The organism is Rhizorhapis suberifaciens, assembly GCF_014200045.1.
GTDB lineage: Bacteria > Pseudomonadota > Alphaproteobacteria > Sphingomonadales > Sphingomonadaceae > Rhizorhapis > Rhizorhapis suberifaciens.
Genome location: NZ_JACHOV010000008.1, coordinates 170,831 through 193,494 on the forward strand (window position 1 = coordinate 170,831; position 22,664 = coordinate 193,494).

General features: G+C 58.9%; 20 protein-coding genes and 1 pseudogene. 19 read left to right on the forward strand and 2 right to left on the reverse strand.

All coding sequences use genetic code 11. The features are described 5' to 3' along the window. Nucleotides 1–19 precede the first annotated feature (19 nt). The 6 genes and pseudogenes from HNQ99_RS11515 to HNQ99_RS11540 all read left to right on the forward strand — a co-directional run bounded on the left by HNQ99_RS11515 (nt 20) and on the right by HNQ99_RS11540 (nt 7,965). Nucleotides 20–2,929 carry a 2-oxoglutarate dehydrogenase E1 component gene (locus HNQ99_RS11515; protein ID WP_184475797.1) on the forward strand — a complete coding sequence of 970 codons (2,910 nt, stop codon included), beginning with the start codon at nt 20–22 and terminating at the stop codon, nt 2,927–2,929. An 8-nt stretch (nt 2,930–2,937) separates the two neighbouring features. Beyond that, the gene (odhB, locus tag HNQ99_RS11520) at nt 2,938–4,176 is read left to right on the forward strand and encodes a 2-oxoglutarate dehydrogenase complex dihydrolipoyllysine-residue succinyltransferase (RefSeq protein WP_184475798.1); all 1,239 of its coding nucleotides are present in this window, start codon (nt 2,938–2,940) and stop codon (nt 4,174–4,176) included. Between the two features lie 68 nt (nt 4,177–4,244). Further along, a pseudogene (locus HNQ99_RS11525) lies at nt 4,245–4,509 on the forward strand (GIY-YIG nuclease family protein). Nucleotides 4,510–4,557: 48 nt separating this feature from the next. Continuing rightward, a complete protein-coding gene (gene lpdA, locus HNQ99_RS11530; protein WP_184475799.1) occupies nt 4,558–5,952 on the forward strand; it encodes a dihydrolipoyl dehydrogenase in 1,395 nt (464 codons plus the stop codon). 433 nt (nt 5,953–6,385) lie between these two features. Continuing rightward, nucleotides 6,386–7,639, forward strand: a complete 1,254-nt coding sequence (locus HNQ99_RS11535) for an N-succinylarginine dihydrolase (RefSeq protein WP_184475800.1) — start codon at nt 6,386–6,388, stop codon at nt 7,637–7,639. Between the two features lie 95 nt (nt 7,640–7,734). Further along, entirely contained in the window at nt 7,735–7,965 is a 231-nt protein-coding gene (locus HNQ99_RS11540; RefSeq protein WP_184475848.1) for a hypothetical protein, read from the forward strand. A 14-nt stretch (nt 7,966–7,979) separates the two neighbouring features. Here HNQ99_RS11540 and HNQ99_RS11545 read toward each other — a convergent pair whose 3' ends face one another. Next, the gene (locus tag HNQ99_RS11545) at nt 7,980–8,870 is read right to left on the reverse strand and encodes a LysR family transcriptional regulator (protein WP_184475801.1); all 891 of its coding nucleotides are present in this window, start codon (nt 8,868–8,870) and stop codon (nt 7,980–7,982) included. 101 nt (nt 8,871–8,971) lie between these two features. On the opposite strand from HNQ99_RS11545, the gene HNQ99_RS11550 reads away from it, so the two are divergent. The 5 genes from HNQ99_RS11550 (at nt 8,972) to mmsB (ending at nt 14,492) form a co-directional block, all read left to right on the forward strand. Next, nucleotides 8,972–10,468, forward strand: coding sequence for a CoA-acylating methylmalonate-semialdehyde dehydrogenase (locus HNQ99_RS11550; RefSeq protein ID WP_184475802.1), 1,497 nt, complete (start codon nt 8,972–8,974; stop codon nt 10,466–10,468). Nucleotides 10,469–10,480: 12 nt separating this feature from the next. Further along, entirely contained in the window at nt 10,481–11,626 is a 1,146-nt protein-coding gene (locus tag HNQ99_RS11555; protein WP_184475803.1) for an acyl-CoA dehydrogenase family protein, read from the forward strand. Between the two features lie 51 nt (nt 11,627–11,677). Then, the gene (locus tag HNQ99_RS11560; protein ID WP_184475804.1) at nt 11,678–12,742 is read left to right on the forward strand and encodes an enoyl-CoA hydratase/isomerase family protein; all 1,065 of its coding nucleotides are present in this window, start codon (nt 11,678–11,680) and stop codon (nt 12,740–12,742) included. After that, entirely contained in the window at nt 12,739–13,515 is a 777-nt protein-coding gene (locus HNQ99_RS11565; RefSeq protein ID WP_184475805.1) for an enoyl-CoA hydratase-related protein, read from the forward strand. Before HNQ99_RS11560 ends, HNQ99_RS11565 begins: the two co-directional genes overlap by 4 nt. Before the next feature lie 95 nt (nt 13,516–13,610). Continuing rightward, entirely contained in the window at nt 13,611–14,492 is an 882-nt protein-coding gene (gene mmsB, locus HNQ99_RS11570) for a 3-hydroxyisobutyrate dehydrogenase (RefSeq protein WP_184475806.1), read from the forward strand. Between the two features lie 94 nt (nt 14,493–14,586). On the opposite strand, the gene HNQ99_RS11575 is transcribed toward mmsB, so the two are convergent. Further along, nucleotides 14,587–14,970 carry an EF-hand domain-containing protein gene (locus HNQ99_RS11575; RefSeq protein WP_184475807.1) on the reverse strand — a complete coding sequence of 128 codons (384 nt, stop codon included), beginning with the start codon at nt 14,968–14,970 and terminating at the stop codon, nt 14,587–14,589. A 255-nt stretch (nt 14,971–15,225) separates the two neighbouring features. On the opposite strand from HNQ99_RS11575, the gene purB reads away from it, so the two are divergent. The 8 genes from purB to HNQ99_RS11615 all read left to right on the forward strand — a co-directional run bounded on the left by purB (nt 15,226) and on the right by HNQ99_RS11615 (nt 22,557). Further along, nucleotides 15,226–16,542 carry an adenylosuccinate lyase gene (gene purB, locus HNQ99_RS11580; RefSeq protein WP_184475808.1) on the forward strand — a complete coding sequence of 439 codons (1,317 nt, stop codon included), beginning with the start codon at nt 15,226–15,228 and terminating at the stop codon, nt 16,540–16,542. An 80-nt stretch (nt 16,543–16,622) separates the two neighbouring features. Beyond that, nucleotides 16,623–16,940 (forward strand): lipopolysaccharide assembly protein LapA domain-containing protein, encoded by a 318-nt coding sequence (locus HNQ99_RS11585; protein ID WP_184475809.1) that lies wholly within the window; start codon nt 16,623–16,625, stop codon nt 16,938–16,940. Beyond that, a complete protein-coding gene (gene pyrF, locus HNQ99_RS11590; protein WP_184475810.1) occupies nt 16,937–17,611 on the forward strand; it encodes an orotidine-5'-phosphate decarboxylase in 675 nt (224 codons plus the stop codon). The genes HNQ99_RS11585 and pyrF overlap by 4 nt, the downstream gene beginning before the upstream one ends. A 73-nt stretch (nt 17,612–17,684) precedes the next feature. Then, the gene (locus HNQ99_RS11595; RefSeq protein WP_184475811.1) at nt 17,685–18,329 is read left to right on the forward strand and encodes a phosphoribosylanthranilate isomerase; all 645 of its coding nucleotides are present in this window, start codon (nt 17,685–17,687) and stop codon (nt 18,327–18,329) included. Continuing rightward, nucleotides 18,326–19,537, forward strand: a complete 1,212-nt coding sequence (gene trpB, locus HNQ99_RS11600) for a tryptophan synthase subunit beta (protein WP_184475812.1) — start codon at nt 18,326–18,328, stop codon at nt 19,535–19,537. Before HNQ99_RS11595 ends, trpB begins: the two co-directional genes overlap by 4 nt. Then, nucleotides 19,534–20,352: a tryptophan synthase subunit alpha gene (gene trpA, locus HNQ99_RS11605; protein WP_184475813.1), complete on the forward strand. Its 819-nt coding sequence runs from the start codon at nt 19,534–19,536 to the stop codon at nt 20,350–20,352. Before trpB ends, trpA begins: the two co-directional genes overlap by 4 nt. Next, complete coding sequence (gene accD / locus HNQ99_RS11610) at nt 20,349–21,206, forward strand: acetyl-CoA carboxylase, carboxyltransferase subunit beta (RefSeq protein WP_184475814.1); 858 nt, start codon at nt 20,349–20,351, stop codon at nt 21,204–21,206. Before trpA ends, accD begins: the two co-directional genes overlap by 4 nt. Before the next feature lie 34 nt (nt 21,207–21,240). After that, nucleotides 21,241–22,557, forward strand: coding sequence for a bifunctional folylpolyglutamate synthase/dihydrofolate synthase (locus tag HNQ99_RS11615; protein ID WP_184475815.1), 1,317 nt, complete (start codon nt 21,241–21,243; stop codon nt 22,555–22,557). The last annotated feature ends 107 nt before the right edge of the window (nt 22,558–22,664 follow it).

Below are 22,664 nucleotides of genomic sequence, written 5' to 3' on the forward strand. Positions count from 1 at the left end.
GCAATCAAGGACAAGTCTCATGGGTTTCGAGGGTCAGGATTTCGAAGGCATTGAGGGCGTGAGCCCCTCCTTCGTGGAATCGCTCTACCGCCAGTTTGCCGTCAACCCCTCGAGCGTCGCGCCTGAATGGCAGCGCTGGTTCGACGGGCTGGAACAAAGCGCTTCCGGGCCGAGCTGGCAGCGGAAGAACTGGCCCCCAGTAAACGATGACAGTTTAACGGCTGCCCTCGATCCAACCCAGATGGTGGTTGAGGGAAAGTCGGCCAAGCCGGCCAAGGCTGCTGTCTCGGCCTCCGACATTGCCGCCGCCGCCGCGGACTCGATCCGTGCCATGATGCTCATTCGCACCTATCGCGTGCGCGGGCATCTGGCCGCCAATCTCGACCCCCTCGGCCTTAGCAAGCGGGACTTGCCTGCGGATCTGACCCCTGAATATCACGGCTTTACCGGCGCTGATCTTGACAAGCCTGTTTATCTGGGCGGCGCTCTGGGCCTTGAAAACGCTACCGTGCGTGAACTGGTCGACATCTTGCGCGCCAACTACTGCGGCAATGTTGGGCTGGAATATATGCACATCTCCGACGTGGAGGAGCGCCGCTTCCTTCAGGATCGCATGGAGGGCAAGGACAAGGCCATTGAATTCACGCCGGAAGGCAAGAAAGCGATTTTGGCCAAGGTCATTCACGCCGAGCAATATGAGAAATTTCTCGGCAAGAAATATGTCGGGACCAAGCGCTTTGGCCTGGATGGCGGCGAATCCATGATCCCGGCGCTGGAAAGCGTCATTAAATATGGCAGCCATTATGGCGTGCGCGAGATCGTGTACGGCATGGCGCATCGCGGCCGCCTCAACGTGCTGGCCAATGTCATGGCGAAGGGCTTCCGCGTCATCTTTCACGAATTTTCGGGTGGCACAGCCAATCCCGAGGACGTCGGAGGATCAGGCGACGTCAAATATCACCTTGGCACCTCGACCGACCGCGAGTTCGACGGCGTCAACGTCCACATGTCGCTGGTGCCTAACCCATCGCACCTTGAAACCGTCGATCCGGTAGTGCTCGGCAAGGTCCGCGCGCAGCAGGTGATTCGCGACGACCTCGCGCAGCACAAGGAAGTGCTGCCGGTTCTCATCCACGGCGATGCGGCCTTTGCAGGTCAAGGCATCGTCTGGGAATGCCTCGGTTTTTCGGGCATTCGCGGATACAATACTGGCGGCTGCATCCACTTCATCGTCAACAACCAGGTGGGCTTTACCACCTCGCCGCAGTTCGCACGCTCCTCACCCTATCCCAGCGATGTGGCCAAGGGGGTGCAGGCGCCCATCTTCCACGTGAATGGCGATGATCCTGAGGCCGTGACCTTTGCCTGCAAAATGGCGATTGAGTTCCGCCAGACCTTCCACCGCGACATCGTCATCGACATGTGGTGCTATCGCCGCTTTGGTCACAATGAGGGCGATGAGCCCAGCTTCACGCAGCCGCTGATGTACGCCCAAATTCGGAAGCATCCGCCGGTCAGCGAAATCTACTCGGCGCGCCTAAAGAGCGAAGGCGTGGTTGATGACAGCTTTGCCGCATCGGTGACCGCTGAATTCACCGGACATCTCGAAGACGAGTTCGATAGCGCAAAAAGCTACAAGCCCAACAAAGCGGATTGGTTTGCGGGCCGCTGGTCGGGCCTGCATCAGCCCGCGGACATCGAAACTGCTCGGCAGAATGTCGATACCGCAATCGAAAAGAAGCTGTTAGACAGCCTTGGCCGCACCCTGACGGCAGTTCCGCAGAACCATAACGTCCACAAGACACTCCGTCGTATCCTGGACCAGAAGGCGGAAATGTTCCGCACCGGTCAAAATTTCGACTGGGCCACTGGGGAGGCGCTGGCTTTTGGCGGCTTGCTTTCCGAAGGCTATAGTGTGCGCCTTTCGGGCCAGGATTCAGGGCGCGGCACTTTCAGCCAACGGCACAGCGTCTGGGTCGATCAGAACAGCGAAGAGAAATATATTCCGCTCTCGACTGTTCCCCATGGGCGCTTCGAGGTGCTGGACAGCCCGCTATCAGAATATGGCGTGCTCGGTTTCGAATATGGCTATGCCATGGCCGATCCAAAAACACTGGTCCTCTGGGAAGCGCAATTCGGCGATTTCGCCAACGGCGCACAGATCGTAATCGACCAATATATTGCCTCTTCGGAATCTAAGTGGCTACGCGCCAACGGCCTCGTCCTGCTGTTGCCTCATGGTTATGAGGGTCAAGGCCCCGAACACAGCTCCGCGCGCCTGGAACGCTATCTGCAGCTTTGTGCAGAGGGCAATATCCAGGTAGCGAACTGCACCACGCCCGCAAATTACTTCCATATCCTGCGGCGGCAAATGCTGCGTTCCTTCCGCAAGCCGCTCATCATCATGACCCCGAAGTCGCTGCTTCGTCATAAAATGGCGGTGTCAAAGGCCGAAGATTTCATGGGCGACACGCATTTCATGCGAATATTGTCGGATCCCAGCGCGCCCAAGGACGAAGATACGAAGCGCCTGGTCCTTTGCACGGGCAAGGTAGCCTATGACCTGATCGAAGCGCGAGACGCGGCCGGTGACAAGAATACCCAGATCGTCCGCCTCGAACAGCTTTACCCCTTCCCCGCCGAGCCGCTGGTGACGCGTCTGAAACGCATGACCAATCTGGAAGAAATTGTGTGGGCGCAAGAAGAGCCCAAGAATAACGGTGCCTGGTTCTTCGTCGAGCCCTATATCGAACAGTGCCTCACCCAGGCGGACATCGGGCCAAAGCGCGCCCGCTATGCCGGCCGCAAGGCATCCGCCTCCCCGGCTACCGGCCTTGCCAAGCGCCACGTCGCCGAACAGGGCGCGCTAGTCGCCGATGCTCTGGGGCACAGCGTCCGTGAAGAAATCAAACGCCAGCAGAAGGGTTGATCAAGACCATGGCAATCGAAGTCAAAGTGCCGGTTCTCGGCGAATCCATCACCGAAGCAACGGTCGGCCAATGGTTGAAGAAGCCTGGTGATCCAGTGGCCGCCGATGAACCGGTTGCCAGCCTTGAAACCGACAAGGTCGCGATTGACGTGCCTGCTCCCAAGGCCGGCGTCATGGGCGATCTGGTGGTGGCTGAAGGCGACACGGTCGAGGTCGGCGCAATTATCGCCTATATCCAGGATGGCGTCGGAGCCCCCGCAAAACCCGCTGCACAGGCTCAAGCGGCATCCGCACCTGCCGCCGCTGCGGCTCCGGCTCCGTCCCTTGAAGCGGTATCAACTGAAGGCAGTTCCGCCGCGCTCACCCTGTCCCCTGCCGTCCGCCGGTTGGTGCTGGAGCATGGGCTTGATCCCAGCAGCATCAAAGGATCGGGCAAGGACGGCCGCCTCACCAAGGATGACGTCATGTCTGCCGTCGAAGCCGGAAGTGCACGTCCCGCGACGCCTGCACCCGCTTTGACTCCTGTCGCCGCTCCGGTCGCCGCCGGCCGCAAGGAAGAACGGGTCCGCATGACCCGCCTGCGCCAGACCGTCGCCAAGCGCTTGAAAAGCGCTCAGGAAAATGCGGCCCTGCTCACGACCTTCAACGATGTCGACATGACCGCGGTCATGGAGGCGCGCACCAAATATAAGGACCTGTTCGAAAAGAAGCATGGCGTCCGGCTTGGCTTCATGGGCTTTTTCGTGAAAGCCGCCTGCATGGCGCTGAAGGATGTACCTGCAGTAAATGCCTTCATCGAAGGCGACGAGATCGTGTACCACGACTATGCCGACATTTCGGTCGCGGTCAGTGCTCCCAATGGCCTTGTCGTGCCGGTCATCCGCGACGCACAGGACATGAGCGTGGCGCAGGTCGAGCGGACCATCGGCGACTTCGGCAAGCGCGCCAAGGACGGCTCGCTCACCATCGAGGAAATGAAGGGCGGCACCTTCACCATTTCCAATGGCGGCGTCTTCGGCTCGCTGCTCTCCACCCCGATCATCAACCCGCCGCAGAGCGCGGTTCTGGGCCTCCACCGCATCGAGGAACGGCCGGTCGTCGTGAACGGTCAGATCGTGGCGCGGCCGATGATGTATCTGGCGCTATCCTATGACCATCGCATCATCGACGGGCGCGAAGCAGTGACGTTCCTGGTGGCGCTCAAGAACGCGATCGAGGATCCGACCCGGTTGCTGATCGATCTGTAGTTTCAGTGCTCCTGCGAAAGCAGGAGCCCAGGGTGGAGGGCACCACGAAAGCAGGCTTCGTTTACCTGATGGCCAACCGGCGAAATGGAACGCTGTATCTCGGCGTGACCAACCATCTCGTGGCACGAGCCTATCAGCACCGCAAATGGCCTGATCAACGGCTTCACCCGGGAACATGGCTGCAAATTGCTGGTCTGGTACGAGCATTATGAGGACTTGCAGAAAGCGCGCCGTCGCGAACTGCAAATGAAGAAATGGAAACGGAGTTGGAAGGTTGAGCTGATAGAGCGGGAAAACCCCCAATGGCTGGATCTGTTCGACCGCTTGTTCTGAACCACCCTGGGCTCCTGCTTTCGCAGGAGCACATTTGAAGAGGTTAAAATGGCAGAGTTCGACTATGACGTCCTGGTAATCGGTGCTGGTCCCGGTGGCTATGTCGCCGCCATTCGTGCAGCGCAGTTGGGCTTGAAAACGGCCTGTGCGGAAGGGCGAGAAACATTGGGTGGAACCTGCCTGAATGTCGGCTGCATCCCGTCCAAGGCACTCCTCCACGCGTCGGAACTCTATGAAGAAGCTGCCTCCGGCGCGCTTGAAAAGTTCGGGGTTAAAATAACGGGCGCGAAGATCGACGTGGCGCAGATGCACGCGGAAAAAACCAAGGCGGTAGGAGAGCTTACCGGCGGGGTCGAGTATCTCTTTAAAAAGAACAAGGTTGATTGGCTGAAGGGATATGCCGCGTTCAAGGACGCGCATACAGTCGAAGTGGCAGGAAAAAGCTATAGCGCGAAAAACATCGTCATTGCCACCGGTTCATCCGTCACCCCGCTGCCGGGCGTAGAAATCGACGACAAGGTTATCGTTGACAGCACGGGCGCGTTGGCCCTGTCCAAAGTGCCCAAGCATATGGTCGTTATCGGAGGCGGAGTCATCGGCCTTGAACTCGGGTCCGTATGGCGTCGTCTGGGCGCGAAGGTGACAGTGGTCGAATTTCTTGATCAGTTGCTTCCCGGAATGGACAGCGAAGTACGCAAGGAAGCCGCCAAGCTGTTCAAGAAGCAGGGATTTGAGATCAAGCTTTCCACAAAGGTCACCGGCGCTACCGCCAAAAACGGCAAGGCGGAGCTGACCGTGGAGCCAGCCGCTGGCGGCGCTTCGGAAACGATCGAGACCGACGCAGTCCTCGTCGCCATCGGCCGCCGACCCAATACCGACAAGCTGGGGCTGGAAAATGCGGGCCTCGTCACCAATAATCGCGGCCAGATAGAAACCGACCATGATTTCTCTACCAAGGTTGCTGGCATCTGGGCGATCGGCGATGTTATTCCGGGGCCCATGCTCGCGCATAAGGCCGAAGATGAAGGCATTGCCGTTGCAGAGAACATCGCCGGCCTTACCGGCGTGGTAAATCATGACGTCATTCCGGCGGTCGTCTATACCTATCCGGAAATCGCCAGCGTCGGCCTGACCGAAGAGCAGGCGAAGGAACGCGGCGCGGTCAAGATCGGTAAATTTCCGATGCTGGCCAACAGCCGGGCAAAGACGAACCGCGACACGGACGGCTTTGTAAAGGTCATCGCGGATGCCGACACCGACAAGGTGCTCGGCGTCCACATAATTGCTTCGGTCGCGGGCACCATGATTGCGCAGGCGGCGCAAGCGATGGAATTCGGCGCGTCGTCGGAGGATATCGCCTACACATGCCACGCGCACCCCACGCATAATGAAGCGGTCAAGGAGGCCGCCATGGCGGTTCTGGGCAAGCCGATCCATATTTGACCGGAGCGCTGCCGCTCGGGCGGGGGCATAGGTGCGTCTTGTTTACATTGAGCCGTTCGTCCGGAGCGTAGTTGGAGGACGTTGGCCGGTCGGCGCGTTCTAGGCTAGGTTCGCAAAATGAAGAGTGATCCGTCCAAACAGGACATGATCATCCTAGATTATCTCGCCACCGTTTATGCCGAGCCCTTCGACTGCCGGCAAAGCGGCGCTCAAAATAAATTTCAGCCTTCTGAAGTCGAGAAGGTTGAGCCAAGCCGCTGTCCCTCGACTTCGCTCGGAACGAACGGCTTGTCCAAGATCGTCGGGCGCTACTGTCACGAGCCCCCAAGACTCCGGGCTCCCGGCTATGCAGCGCACATCTACCGCCCCTCACCATAGCCCTTCCCCTCCAATCCCAACACGGATACCCTCGGCTACGCACCACGAGGTAACTATGCCCCTCAAGGAAATCAATTTCGATGGCCTTATAGGTCCCAGCCATAATTATGCTGGACTAAGCCTCGGCAATCTGGCCTCCACCAGCAATGCAGGCCATGTAGCTTTTCCAAAGGCCGCGGCCTTGCAGGGCATTTCCAAGATGCGCGGCAATCTGGAACTGGGCCTGGTCCAAGGCTTGTTCCTTCCCCATAAGCGGCCGAACATGGTCTGGTTGCAATCCCTGGGCACCCACAACAATAGCGCTGAGCCTCCAATCCGCGCTGCGGCATGGTCCGCCTCCGCAATGTGGGCGGCCAATGCCGCTACGGTCTCCCCTTCTCCAGACACGCGGGACGGTAAATGCCACCTGACCGCCGCCAACCTACTGACCATGGCGCATCGCAGCCATGAGTGGCCAGATACATTAGCGCAGCTGAAAACCGCATTCGCCTCTTCACGCTTCGCCGTACATGGCCCGGTTCCGCCCCCTTTTGGCGATGAAGGAGCGGCCAATCATATGCGCCTCTGCGTCAGCCATGGGTCGCCAGGCGTAGAAGTGTTCGTCTATGGGAAAAGCGGAGGCCCGTTTCCGGCACGGCAACATAAGGAGGCCAGCAAGGCCATAGCCCGGATCCACCGACTGGACCCGGCCCGCACCCTGTTTGTCCAACAATCGGAAGAAGCCCTCGCTGCCGGCGCCTTTCACAACGACGTCGTGGCCGTCGCCAATGAGAATGTGCTGTTTGCACATGAACTGGCCTTTGCCGATAAGGAAGCCTTTTACGCGAACCTGCGCCTCATGCTGCCCGAGGTAGAAATTATTGAGGTCCCTGCCTCAGCGGTAAGCCTTGCAGAGGCCATCAAAAGTTACGTATTCAACGCGCAGCTCGTCACTTTTCCTGACGACGCGGGAATGGCGCTGATCCTGCCTACAGAGGCGCAGGATAGGCCCGCCGTCTGGAACTGGCTGCAGGCACTGGTGAAAGGCAACGGCCCTATTCGCCGCCTCATCCCGGTCGATGTGCGGCAGTCGATGGCCAATGGCGGCGGACCGGCCTGCCTGCGCCTGCGGGTGGTCGCTGATCCTGAAGACATCGATCCGCGTTTTCTCCTGAACGAAGAAAGGCTGGATGCCATTGCGGCCATTGTCGAACGGTCATGGCCGGAGCAAATCCTGGCACAGGACCTCACCAGTTCGGCTCTCGTCTCCGATGTCGAACGCGCACGGCTTGAAGTCATTAACCATCTCAGGTTAACCAATATTCTATAGTTAAGACTGTCGACCTTTCTGACAATTTACTTATTATTCACCTCACCCATTCGCACAATTCCGCGGATGGCATATGAATTGCTGTGGTGAAGATCATGTGGACGACGATAAAGCGCCTGTTTACCATAAAGACCAAGTTTGAGGCCTTTCTGGTTATCTATGCCCTGTCCCTTGGGGCCACCGAACGAGGCGTCCACTATATGCAGCAATATCCCGGCTATGGTGGAATGTTGCTGGCGCTGGCGTGCACGGGCACCGTATTCATGGCGGGTGGCAAGATCATCGATGCGGTGGATATGCGGTCCTATTGGGATGATCTGGCTTAGGTAATCGGCCGCCCTTATTGTGACCGCCACTTCAACAGGCCTGCCTTTTCATTCACCAGCTCGGTTAGCCAATCATTGAACAAGCTGACCCGCGCAAGATTGCGTACGTCCTGATGAATGGCGATCCAGAAGGCGCGATGTAGGGTGAAATCCAGAAGCACCCGCTGCAACGCGCCATCCTGGCTACCGATGAAATCCGGCAGGATAGCCAGCCCGGCACCCGCGTGGCAAAGCCGATGTTGCGCGTTGATGCTGGAACTGCGGAGGTGCGCCTCCAGTCCCGGAAGAAGTTCGGCCAAATAGTCTAGTTCCGGCGCGTAAAGCTGATCGGGAATATACCCGATGACGCGATGAGCGCTCAGTGCGTTGCGGTTCAGGACACCGCCGGTCTCTTCCAGATATTGGCGGGCGGCATACAGCCCCAGGGTATAGTCGGTCAGCTTTCGCGTCAGCAGTGGTCCCCTGCGCGGCCTGGCCAGCAAAATGGCGATATCCGTTTCCCGTTTGGACGGACTTAAAAAGCCGCTGCTCGCGGTGAGGTCAATGGTTATTGCCGGATGGCCGGTGGCAAAATGGTGCAGATGAGGGGCGACGACCCAGGTGCCAAAGCCTTCGGACACACTGATCCTCAAGACGCCCGACGCCTTCCCTTCTCCCGCACTCTCCTCTCCGATAGCGCTGGCACAGCGTTCCATCTCCTCCGCCCGGACCAGCAGTGATCGCCCCGCCGCCGTCAGCCTTTGCCCTTCCCGTGCCTGTTCGAACAGCACCTGGCCTAATTCCGCCTCAAGCCGCCTGATCCGACGAGACACCGTCGTCGGATCAGCACGCAACAGGGGTGCGGCCCGTCCGATTTGTCCCGCTCGTGCGACGGACAGGAAAAAACGCAGATCATCCCAGTGCATAGAGCTGCATTTTTGCAGCCATCTCCTGCAAAGTCAAACCTTTGCCCAGTCTTAAAACAGGACTATTCCGCAGCCAAACCGACATATCGAGGATATTTCCCATGCGCATAGTCGAACATTTCATTGGCGGCGGCCCTTCAAGCGGAGGCAACCGCAAAAGCGACATCTTCAATCCAAATGACGGCAGCGTCCAAGCGCAGGTGACGCTGGGCACTAAGCTGGAACTCGACCGCGCAGTGGAGATCGCAAAGGGGGCTCAACCGGCATGGGCAGCCACGAATCCGCAACGGCGGGCCCGGGTGATGTTCAACTTCAAAGCGCTGGTCGAAAGCAACATGAACGATCTTGCTCATCTGCTCTCGTCAGAGCATGGCAAGGTCATTGCCGATGCCAAGGGCGACATTCAGCGCGGCCTGGAGGTGATTGAATTTTGCTGTGGCATCCCGCATGTCCTGAAAGGTGAATATACCCAGGGCGCAGGGCCTGGCATCGATGTATATTCCATGCGCCAGCCTTTGGGCATCGGCGCTGGCATCACGCCGTTCAACTTTCCCGGCATGATCCCGATGTGGATGTTCGGTGTCGCTGTTGCGTGCGGCAACGCCTTCATCCTCAAACCCTCTGAGCGCGATCCCTCCCTTCCCATCCGTCTGGCCGAACTGTTCAAGGAAGCCGGTGGGCCTGATGGCATCCTTCAGGTTCTGCAGGGCGACAAGGAAATGGTGGATGCGATCCTCGACCATCCCGACATAAAGGCCGTCTCCTTCGTCGGCTCGTCGGACATTGCCCATTATGTCTACAAGCGTGGCGTGGACGCCGGAAAGCGCGTGCAGGCGATGGGCGGCGCAAAGAATCACGGTATCGTTATGCCCGATGCCGATCTCGATCAGGTGGTGAACGACCTATCTGGCGCGGCTTTCGGTTCGGCAGGTGAACGCTGCATGGCGCTTCCGGTGGTGACCCCGGTCGGAGAGAAGATTGCCAATAGTTTGCGCGAAAAGCTGATCCCCGCGATCGAGGGGCTGCGCGTAGGCGTGTCCACCGACCCCGAGGCGCATTATGGCCCGGTCGTCACCGCCGCGCACAAGGCGAAGATCGAAAGCTACATTCAAATGGGCGTTGAAGAAGGCGCCGAATTGGTCGTCGACGGCCGTGGTTTCAAGCTTCAGGGCCATGAGGAAGGCTTCTTCGTCGGCCCGACGTTGTTCGACCATGTAAAGCCGACCATGCGAAGCTATCAGGAAGAAATCTTCGGTCCTGTACTGCAAATGGTGCGCGCGGACAGTTTTGAGGAAGCGCTGGCGCTCCCCAGCCAGCACCAATATGGCAATGGCGTCGCAATATTCACCCGCAACGGCCATGCGGCGCGCGAATTCGCCGCCCGCGTCGATGTGGGGATGGTTGGCATCAATGTTCCGATCCCTGTACCGGTAGCCTATCACAGCTTTGGCGGATGGAAACGTTCAGCCTTTGGCGACACCAACCAGCATGGCATGGAAGGCGTCAAGTTCTGGACCAAGATCAAGACCATAACCCAGCGCTGGCCCGACGGTTCCGTCACCGGCGAGAACGCGTTCGTCATTCCCACACTGAGCTGATAAGATTTGGACATGACGAGCCAGTTTGACCTTACCGACGACCAGCGCGCCATTCAGGATATGGCCCGCAAATTTACCGCCGAGGCCATCACTCCCTTCGCGGCCGAATGGGATGAGAAACATATTTTTCCCCGTGACACCATTCGCGCGGCGGCCGACCTTGGCTTCGGCGGCATTTATGTATCAACGGAGTCAGGCGGCATTGGTTTGGGACGGCTCGAATCTGCGATAATCATGGAAGCCATGGCCTATGGCTGCCCCTCCACCAGCGCATTCATCTCCATCCATAATATGTGCGCTTGGATGATCGACCGCTTCGGTTCGCAGACGGTAAAGAGCAAATATCTTTCCTCGCTGATCCATATGGACAAGATGGCGAGCTATTGCCTGACCGAGGCGGGCGCAGGCTCCGATGCGGCCGGTCTCAAGACAAAAGCTGTCAAGGACGGCGCGGATTACATTGTAACGGGTTCGAAACAATTTATTTCGGGCGGAGGTCAGAATGAAATTTACCTCGTCATGGTCCGAACAGGCGATGAAGGAGCAAAAGGCATAAGCTGCCTTGCCATTGAAAAAGACATGCCGGGGGTGAGTTTCGGCATCCAGGAGAAGAAGCTTGGCTGGCATTCCCAGCCCACATCGCAGGTCAATTTCGATGGCGTCCGAGTTCCTGCCGAAAATCTGATCGGTCCTGAAGGCAACGGCTTCAAGATCGCGATGATGGGTCTTGATGGCGGCCGCCTCAATATCGGCGCCTGCTCTCTGGGAGGCGCGCAGCGCTGCATCGACGAGGCTGTAAAATACACCAGGGATCGCAAGCAATTCGGACAGGCTATTGCGGATTTCCAGGCAACGCAGTTCACGCTGGCCGATATGGAAACGGAGTTACAAGCCGCCCGCACGCTCCTGTACGCCGCTGCGGTCAAGGTTACCGAGAACGCGCCGGACAAGACCCGCTTTGCGGCCATGGCAAAGCGTTTTGCTACCGACACTGGCTCTTCAGTGGTGGATCGGGCATTACAGCTTCACGGCGGTTATGGATATCTGCAGGATTATCCGATTGAGCGTTTCTGGCGCGATCTGCGTGTCCACTCGATCCTCGAAGGGACTAATCAAGTCATGCGCATGATCATCGGCCGCGACATGTTGAGACAGTGAAGAGAACCAAATCCTGGAGACGGTTCCGATCGGTAGCTGGAGAAAAGCTGGGTGAGTGAAGAAGTCCTGATATCGGAAGAAAATGGCGTTGGCCGTATCCGCCTGAACCGTCCGAACGCTATTCACGCCCTTACCCCGGGCATGTGCGAAACGATCATCGGCGCGCTGCTCGACTGGCGCAAGGATGACCATATCAGCGCTGTCATGATCGACCACGCCGAAGGTCGCGGTTTTTGCGCGGGCGGTGACATTGCTCTTATTGCCCGCAGTGCAAAAACCGACTGCGTGGAGGCCGAGCAGTTCTTCTTCACCGAATATCGGATGAACCACCTGCTGTTCGTCTATGAAAAGCCCGTCGTTGCATTCATCGATGGCATCACCATGGGCGGCGGAGTGGGTGTTTCATTACCCTGTCGCTATCGCGTTGCCACGGAGCGGACGGTTTTTGCCATGCCGGAAACAGGCATTGGTCTGTTTCCCGACGTCGGCGGCGGCTGGTTCCTGCCACGGCTTCCCGGCCGGGTGGGCGTATATCTGGCAGTCACAGGTGAGCGCATCAATGGATCGGATTGCAGAACCATAGGCATTGCCACCCAATATGCCCCCGCAGATCGCCTCGACGATATCAAAACAAGCATCATCGCCAGCCCGTCACGCATTGATGCCATTCTCGACGAAGCGGATGAAGCGCCACCACCTTCAAAGCTGGAGTCTCAGCGCGCATATATAGACCATCTGTTCGCTTCCGACCGCTATGAAGACATATTGACCGCCTTGAATCTCGATGGGTCAGAATGGGCGCAAGAGCAATTGTCCGTTCTGGCGACGAAATCGCCGCAGACAATCAAGGTCGCCTTGCGTCAGCTTGCGCAAGGGGCCAGGCTTACGAACTTCGCCGATAATATGCGGATGGAATACCGCCTCGCCTGTCATATCATTCGTCGCCCGGATTTCGTGGAGGGAGTGCGGGCCGTCATCTTTGAAAAGGACAACGCGCCCAAATGGGAGCCGGCAACGCCTGAAGCTGTTACGCCTGAACTTCTCGACTCGCTCTTCGCCCCGCCTCCGGTGGGGAAGGAGTGGACTCCCCTACCCCAATTGGAGCATGATCGATGACTTATGAAACCATTCTAGTGGAGCACCGCGGCGCGGTGACGCTCATTACACTCAACCGCCCTCAAGCATTGAACGCTCTCAACGCGCAGGTGCTGGCCGACCTCATCGATGCCTTCGCCAAATATGATGCAGATCCCTCACAACGCTGCGCCGTCTTGACTGGCAGTGAAAAGGCCTTTGCCGCGGGCGCCGATATCAAGGAGATGTCGGATAAGCCTGCCGCCGAGTTTTTCCTGGAGGATTTCTTTTCTGAATGGACCAGCAAGGTCACCGCCACGCGCAAGCCCTGGATTGCCGCAGTTGCCGGCTTTGCTCTTGGTGGAGGGTGCGAACTGGCGATGATGGCCGACTTCATCCTCGCCGCCGATACCGCTAAATTCGGGCAGCCAGAGATCAAGCTAGGCGTGGCCCCAGGAATGGGTGGATCGCAGCGCCTCACCCGCGCCGTTGGCAAAGCGAAGGCAATGGAGATGTGTCTCACGGGCCGCATGATGGGTGCGGAAGAAGCCGAGCGTTCTGGCTTGGTCGCCCGCATCGTCCCTGCGGCAGAGCTTGTGGATGACGCCATTAAGACCGCCGCAGCAATCGCCGCGATGCCGCCCATGGCTGCAATGATCAACAAGGAGATGGTGAACATCGCCTTCGAAACGGGCCTTAATCAAGGCCTGTTCACTGAGCGGCGCCTTTTCCAGATCCTTACGGCCACGGAGGACAAGAAAGAGGGCATGGCCGCTTTCGTTGAAAAGCGTTCCGGCGTTTGGAAAGGGCGCTGATTCACATCTGATGGTGCGAAGCGAAGTTCCGTTTCCGGCGCCTGGACACCATCGATAAACGTTAAATTAAGCTCAATGCCTGAGAGGATTTAACGATGACCAAGATCGCCTTCATAGGTCTGGGCAACATGGGCGGCGGCATGGCCGCAAATCTGGTAAGCGCAGGCCATGACGTCGTTGCTTTTGACCTTAGCGAAGCGGCCCTGGCCAAGGCGGAAAAAGCCGGCTGTCTTCGCGCGGCTTCTGCCAGCGCGGCGGCCAAGGAAGCTGACGCGGTTGTCACGATGCTCCCGGCCGGCAAACATGTGGATATGGTGTATAATGGCGAGGTGTTCGACGTTGCTTCGCCCGGCACCCTGTTTCTGGACTGCTCCACCATCGACGTGGTGACAGCGCGCAAGGTCACGGCCGCGGCAACCGAAAAAGGCTTCGAAATGGTGGATGCTCCCGTGTCCGGTGACATCGCCGCTGCGGCATCAGGCAGCTTGACCTTCATGGTGGGCGGCTCGGCGGGCGCCTTCAAGCGGGCAAAACCGATCCTTTCCGCGATGGGTAAGGCGGTCATTCATGCGGGAGATGCCGGCAACGGCCAGGCAGCGAAGATTTGCAACAACATGCTGCTCGGCGCGACCATGATAGCGACCTGCGAAGCCTTTGCCATGGCGCAAAAGCTTGGTCTCGATCCGCAGACTTTCTACGATATATCCAGTGTGTCATCCGGGCAGAGCTGGTCCATGACAAGCTACTGTCCGCTCCCCGGCGTGGGACCACAGAGCCCCGCGGACAATAATTATCAGGGGGGCTTTGCGGTTGCACTGATGCTGAAAGACCTGAAGCTCGCTACGCAGGCCGCGCACGCGGTCGATGCCAGCGTTCCCATGGGCAGCGCCGCCGAGGCGCTATATCAGATGCTGGCCTCCTCCGGGGAGGGTGGCCGCGATTTCTCTGCCATTATCGAAATGCTACGCGGAAGGTAAGTCGCCATTGGGCCTCGCGCAACAGTGACTTTCTCCGTCGAAAAAACGGCTCGGAAATTTCCGAGCCGCCTATTCATGACAATTTAGAAGGCCTTCATCCGCCCAGATAGGTGACAAGTTCCGTCTTGCTGACAGCCTTGCTCTTGTCCTGATCTGCCATGGCGAAGGCTGCGCCTGCCCAAGCGGCTATCTCCTGATCACCAAGCGCCTGCCCGGTGGTTGCGGCTTCCGCTTTCTTGAGCGTCGTCATCCAGGTGGAGAATTCTCCTTTACTCAGGTCACCGCTCTTATCGCTGTCATAGGTCGGGAACTCGCTATTGACAACGGCCGCCACATCGACCGTGGTAGCTGACTGAGCCTGCTCCGGAGTTGCTGTTGCACCCTGCTGAGGGGCAGCTTCACTCCCTGGAGCCGTGTCCTGCGCTAGTGCAGGACTAGCCAACAAGAGGGCTGAGGAACAAAGAAGGTAACGTAGCATGTGCTTCTCCAATTTTGCGCGACCCTAGGGACATCGGACGTGGACGCGGTTAACATATGCGTTATCGCCGCTTCCGTTCCGACAAATGAGAAAAGGGTCGCGCAAGCCGCCCCATGATGGAGCCGGGCTATCCCGCATTTGCGCCTTGCACGGGATAAGCCGTTCCGCCCCGCCCAGGCAAGTCGGGCGATTGCCCTCTTGCAGGAGGCCTGCTAGCGGACCCCATCCTTCAAAGCTGATATCAGGATTCGCCGCATGGTCCCGCGTTATTCCCGTCCCGACATGGTTGCCATCTGGGAACCGGAATCGAAGTTTCGCATCTGGTTCGAGATTGAGGCGCACGCCACCGATGCGCTTGCGGAACTGGGTGTGGTGCCAAAGGCCGCGGCCAAGGCGCTGTGGGACTGGTGGTCCACCAATCCCACGATCGACGTTGAAGCCATTGACGCCATCGAGGCGGTCACCAAGCACGACGTGATCGCATTCCTGACATGGGTCGCGGAAAATGTCGGCGATGAAGCCCGCTTCATGCACCAGGGCATGACCAGCTCAGACGTGCTCGACACCTGCCTGGCGGTCCAACTCGCCCGTGCGACGGACATTTTGCTCGTCGACATCGACAAGCTGCTGGAGGTGATCAAGCGCCGCGCCTTCGAACACAAGCTGACCCCCACGATCGGGCGCAGCCATGGCATTCATGCCGAACCGGTGACGTTTGGACTTAAAATGGCTGAGGCCTACGCCGAGTTCGCCCGCTGCCGCAGCCGTCTGGAGCAGGCCCGCGCCGAAGTTGCAACCTGTGCCATTTCGGGCGCCGTGGGCACATTCGCCAATATCGATCCGCAGGTTGAAATTCATGTGGCGGAGAAATTGAGCCTCGCCGTCGAGCCCGTATCGACCCAGGTCATACCCCGTGATCGCCACGCAATGTATTTCGCAACGCTGGGCGTCATCGCCTCATCGATCGAACGGCTGGCAGTGGAGGTCCGCCATCTCCAGCGTACCGAAGTTCTGGAAGCCGAGGAATATTTCTCGCCGGGACAAAAGGGCTCCAGCGCCATGCCGCACAAACGCAACCCGGTGCTGACGGAAAATCTGACTGGCCTGGCGCGCATCGTCCGTGGCTATGCGAACCCGGCGATGGAGAATGTCGCTCTGTGGCATGAGCGCGACATTTCCCACAGCTCGGTCGAACGTTATATCGGACCTGACGCCACCATCACCCTGGACTTCGCGCTGGCACGACTGTCCGGCGTAATCGACAAGCTGCTCGTCTATCCCGCACGGATGCAGAAGAACCTCGACAAGATGGGCGGCCTCGTACATTCGCAGCGCGTACTTCTGGCCCTCACCCAGGCCGGCGTCAGTCGCGAGGATGCTTACCGTCTTGTTCAGCGCAACGCCATGAAGGTGTGGGAATCCGACGGCGCGTTGTCACTCATGGATCTGCTAAAGGCTGATCCCGATGTCTCTGCCGCTTTAAGCACCGAAGAGATCGAGGAGAGGTTCAATCTCGATTATCATTTCAAGCATGTGGATACCATCTTCGACCGGGTTTTTGGCTCTCACTGAGGATCGTTTCGCTGCACACTGGCATGCAGGTGCGAAATCGCATAAGTTCGGCGGAAAGCAGAACAGAAGTGAGGGCGTACATGCAGTTTTTCCGTACCGCATTTTGGGTGGCCCTAGCTGTCGTGATCGTGGTGTTTTCCGTTAGCAATTGGACGCCAGTGACGGTCAACCTGTGGGACGGGCTTCGCATGGACACCAAATTGCCGGTTCTGGTCATCGGCGCGTTCATTCTGGGAAGTCTGCCGCTATGGATCTATTACCGCGCCATGCGCTGGCGTTTGCGCAGACGCTTGGACAGCGTCGAGCGGGCCTTGTCCGATAATCGCGCGATTTCCACGTCTTCGACCGTCTTATCACCATCTGGCACTTCCACTGCCGTACCCCCCGGTGCGATATGACTAGCCCCATTTATGTAGCCATAGACACGCCTGACCTTGAAAAGGCCAAGGATCTGGCTGCGTCTGTGCGTTATCATGTCGGCGGGCTGAAGCTTGGCCTGGAGTTCTTCTGCGCCAATGGTCATCATGGCGTGCACGAAATGATGAAGTTCGGCCTTCCGATCTTCCTCGACCTGAAGCTTCACGACATTCCCAACACCGTCGCCAAGGCGATCCAGGCGTTGCACCTGTTGGAACCTGCCATATTGACTGTCCACGCCTCGGGCGGGCGCGCGATGCTGGAGGATGCAAAGGCAGCGGCCAATTCCGGCACCAAGGTCGTCGCCGTTACCGTGCTGACCAGCCTGGACGGCAGCGATCTCCACGATGTGGGCATTGCCGATCAGCCGCATGATCAGGTCGAGCGACTCACCCGGCTTGCGCGGGACGCAGGACTGGACGGAATTGTCTGCTCGGGCCAGGAAGTCGCAACGGCGCGAAAGCTATGGCCCGAAGGCTTTTTCGTTGTACCGGGGGTTCGACCGGTTGACGGCAAGATGGCCGACCAGAAGCGGGCTGTGACACCTCGTCAGGCCATCGATAACGGCGCTTCCATCATCGTAGTGGGCCGGCCCATCACACAGGCGACCGATCCCGATATGGCGGCGCGTGAGATCGAAGCCACTTTGTGAGCATGGCCTGCGAAAGCCGGGCGTGGAGTTAAGTCCGCGTTACACTGTCACGAAATCCGTCTAAACACCGCCAATGTCTCGAATCGACGTCAAGATCTGCGGGCTTTCGACGCCCGAAACGGTGGATGCCGCCATCAAGGCAGGAGCATCGCATATCGGCATGGTTTTTTTTCCGAAAAGCCCACGAAACGTCGACTTTGACAAGGCGGCGGCGCTTGCCGCGCGCATCCCTGATCATGTGCGCCGAGTTGGCGTTTTTGTCGATCCTGACGATGAATATCTGGTTCGCGCCATCAGCAACGGGCGTCTTGATGCGCTGCAACTCCACGGAAAGGAGTCAGCCGGGCGCGCAGCCGCGATCCGCTCTCATCACAACCGGGAGGTCTGGAAGGCAATTTCGGTAAAGACGAGCGCCGACCTCAATATCGGGGGGGCCTATTCGGCGGCGGTCGACATGTTGCTCTATGATGCCAAGACGCCAGAAGGGGCCGCTCTCCCAGGTGGAATGGGGGTCCGGTTCGACTGGAAGCTCTTGCAGGATTTTCGTCATCCTCTGCATTGGGGACTCTCGGGAGGCCTGGACGCGCAAAATGTCAGGGACGCCGTCGCGATCACGGGCGCTTCGCTTGTGGACATTTCATCGGGCGTTGAAAGCGCGCCGGGCGTTAAGGATGTGGACAAGATCGCTGCCTTTTGCCAAGCGGTTTCGCAGCTATGACCATCAAGAACTCCTATCGCAATCAGCCTGACGATCGCGGGCATTTCGGGCAGTTCGGCGGACGCTATGTCGCCGAAACGCTGATGCCGCTCATCCTGGATCTGGAGCGCGAATATCGCGCGGCCAAGCAGGATCCCGCGTTCGAGGAGGAGTTCCAATATCTCCTGCGCCAATATGTGGGCCGTCCCAACCCTCTTTATTATGCCGAGCGGCTGACGAAGGAACTAGGCGGCGCGAAAGTTTATCTGAAGCGCGAGGAGTTGAACCACACCGGCGCGCACAAGATCAACAATTGCATCGGCCAAATCCTGCTGGCCCGAAGGATGGGCAAGACCCGCATCATTGCAGAAACGGGCGCTGGGCAGCACGGCGTCGCCACCGCCACCGTTGCGGCGCTCTTCAACCTGCCCTGCACCATTTTCATGGGCGCGCTCGACGTTGAGCGACAGCAGCCCAATGTATTTCGAATGAAGCTGTTAGGCGCTGAAGTCCGCCCTGTGGAGGCGGGCGCACGCACGCTCAAGGACGCGATGAACGAGGCGTTGCGCGACTGGGTCGCCAATGTGCATGACACTTTCTACATTATCGGCACTGTCGCGGGACCCCATCCCTATCCTGAACTGGTCCGCGATTTTCAATCGGTCATCGGCCGCGAAACACGCGAACAGATTTTGGAGGCCGAGGGTCGCCTGCCCGACATGCTGATCGCACCGGTTGGCGGCGGGTCCAATGCAATCGGCCTCTTTCACCCCTTCCTGGACGATGAGACAGTGGAGATCGTGGGAGTCGAGGCTGCGGGCGAAGGACTGGACACGCCCCGCCACGCCGCCAGCCTCGCCGGCGGCTCCCCTGGCATTCTGCATGGCAACAAGACCTATTTGCTTCAGGATGAAGACGGCCAGATCACCGAAGCGCACAGCATATCGGCCGGGCTGGATTATCCCGGCATTGGTCCTGAGCACGCATGGCTTAACGATATCGGCCGCGTCCGATACGAACCAGTGACGGACGATGAGGCGCTCGCGTCTTTTCAGCGTCTGTGCAAATTGGAGGGTATCATTCCGGCGCTCGAGTCCGCCCATGCGATCGCGGCTGCGGAACGGATCGTTCCAACGCTCGACAAGGACAAGATCGTTGTGGTCAACCTCTCCGGTCGGGGGGACAAGGACATCTTCACCGTCGCCAAGGCTTTGGGAGTGGAACTGTGAGTGACCGCCTCTCTGCCCGCTTCGCTCAGTGCCGTGCACAAAAGCGCGCCGCGCTTGTCTGCTTCGTCACGGGGGGAGATCCGACGCCGGCCGACACAAGCGCTATTCTCGATGCGCTGGTTGAGGGCGGGGCTGACATCATCGAATTGGGAATGCCCTTCACTGATCCCATGGCGGACGGTCCAGCCATTCAGGCGGCCAATCTTCGCAGTCTCTCCGTAGGAACCAACACCGCCGATCTTCTCAAGATCGCGGCGGACTTCCGCGTCCGCCACCCTGAAACGCCGCTAATCCTTATGGGCTATGCCAATCCGATGATACATCGGGGCGGTGAGTGGTTTGCTCGCGAAGCCGCCGCGTCCGGCGTCGACGGTGTGATTTGTGTCGACCTGCCTCCTGAGGAAGATGGTGAGCTTGGCCCCGCCCTTCGGGCTCATGGCCTTCACTTTATTCGCCTTGCCACGCCGACGACCGACATAGCCCGGCTTCCCGCCGTGCTCGATGGGGCGAGCGGCTTCCTATATTATGTGTCGGTGGCCGGCATCACCGGAAAGCAGCAAGCGGTGCTCACCAGCATCGAGCAGGCCGTGGCGCAGCTTAAATCCCAAACCGCCCTCCCCATCGCCGTGGGCTTCGGCGTCCGCACGGCCGAGCAGGCCGCCGCGATCGGGCAGGTCGCCGACGGCGTTGTCGTCGGTTCAGCCATCGTCGACCTCGTTGGGCAGCACGGCGTATACGCCCCGCCACATGTCAAAAATTATGTCGCATCGCTAAGCGCCGCCCTTGCCGGTGCAGCAAAGGAGACCGCCGCATGAGCTGGATCACCCGGGTTCGAAAGGCGATTCCCTTCATCGCCAAAAAAGAAACCACGCCGGACAATCTCTGGCATAAATGCAGCGATTGCGGTCAGATGATCTTCGCCAAGGAATGGCAGGACAATTTGTCCGTCTGCCCCAAATGCGATCATCATGGCCGCATCGGCCCCAAAGCGCGCTTCGAACAAATATTCGACGCGGGAAGCTTCAAGGTTTTGCCAACGCCTAGCGTCAAGGAAGACCCGCTCAAATTCCGCGACAGCAAGAAATATACGGATCGAATCAAGGCGGCGCGCAATAGCACGGGTGAGCAGGACGCGCTGATCAACGCCTATGGCGCTATCGAGACGGCCCCGGTCGTAATCGGCGTACAGGATTTCGCCTATATGGGCGGCTCGATGGGCATGGGCGTCGGCGCTGCGTTCATCCAGGGCGTCGAGGAAGCGATCAAACGCAAATGTCCCTATGTTATCTTCACGGCGGCCGGCGGCGCGCGCATGCAGGAAGGCATTTTGTCGCTGATGCAGATGCCCCGCGCGACCGTGGCCATACAGCGGCTGCACGCAGCGGGCTTGCCCTATATCGTGGTGCTGACCGATCCCACAACCGGCGGAGTCACGGCCAGCTACGCCATGCTGGGCGACATTCAAATCGCCGAACCGCGTGCGCTCATCGGCTTTGCCGGCCAACGCGTGATTGAGAATACGATTCGCGAAAAGCTTCCAGAGGGCTTCCAGCGCGCCGAATATCTGCTGGAGCACGGCATGATCGACATGGTTGTGCACCGTAACGATATGCGGGCCACGCTGAGCAAGGTGATTGGCTATTTGTGCCCCAGCAAAGCCGCCGCTTAATGGAGAGGCTTTCCCCTGAAGGGGATTACACCTAATGGCAGACCACGCCCGTTCTTCCAATCCCGCCGTTCAGGCGCAGCTTGATCGCTTGGCTTATCTTTCGCCGGGCCGCGATATTTTGGGGCTGGAACGGATTACGACCTTGCTTGCCCGCGTGGGTGATCCACATCTGCAGCTTCCGCCGGTTCTCCACGTGGCTGGGACCAATGGCAAGGGCTCGACCTGCGCTTTTCTGCGAGCGGCGCTGGAGGCGGATGGGAAGAGCGTTCATGTCTTCACCTCGCCCCATCTCGTCCGATTTAATGAACGCATCCGTTTGAATGGCAAGCTGATTTCGGATTCCTATCTGGCCGAGCTTCTTAAACGTGTACTCAACACTGCGGAAGATGTGGGCGCCAGCTTCTTCGAAGTTACCACCGCTGTCGCCTTCCTTGCCTTTGCGGAAAACCCGGCGGATGCATCCATAATAGAAGTTGGCCTTGGGGGGCGGCTGGACGCGACCAACGTCATCCCATCGCCTGCGGTGTGCGGGGTGGCGCAGCTTGGCATAGATCACCAAGCCTTTCTGGGCGAGACGCTGGCCGACATTGCAAAGGAAAAGGCCGGCATCGCCAAGGCGGGAACTCCCCTGGTCAGCATGAAATATCCATCCCACATTTCGCAAATCATGGAGGCCGCCGCAGTTCACGCGGGCGCGCCATGGGTTCTCATGGGCAGGCAATGGGATGCCGCTGTCTATCGCGAAAAGCTCCATTATCGTGATGAGCAGGGTCGACTGGAGCTGCCATTACCTCGTCTTCCGGGACCCCATCAGCCCCTGAACGCTGCGCTGGCGACGGCGATGTTGAGGCACCAGTCGAGCATTTCCGTCTCGGAATCCGCTCTTAGGGCTGCTCCCTTATGGGCCCATTGGCCGGCCCGCCTGCAGCGGCTGGAGCGAGGACCTGTCACAGATGCCGCATCCGCGGACGCGCAATTGTGGTTGGACGGCGGACATAATCCTGCGGCTGGGGAGGCGCTGGCGCGCCATTTCCACGCTTCATTGCCGCCACAGCACAAGATCCATCTGATTCTCGGCATGCTTTCAAACAAGGATCCCGGCGGTTTTCTGGAGCCGTTGAAGCCGTTTCTCGCCAGTCTGTCAGCGGTTCCAGTTCCGGATCATGAACATCACGCGCCACAGGCACTCGCCGCGCTTGCGGAGAGCTGGGGCATAAAGGGATCGGTCCATTGCGATGTGCCAGCGGCGCTCGCCAGTGTGGATGACCGGAAGAATCCTGTGATCCTGATAGCAGGCTCGCTTTATCTTGCTGGCGAGGTGCTACGCGAAAACGGTCAGCTTCCGGACTGAATCCCATTGCAATATACCCGTTCGTCCCGAGCCAATTCGCGGGATGTTGGCTTGGTGCAGCCTATCTCGACTTTGCTCGACACGAACGGAGATACGTTAAATTCAAG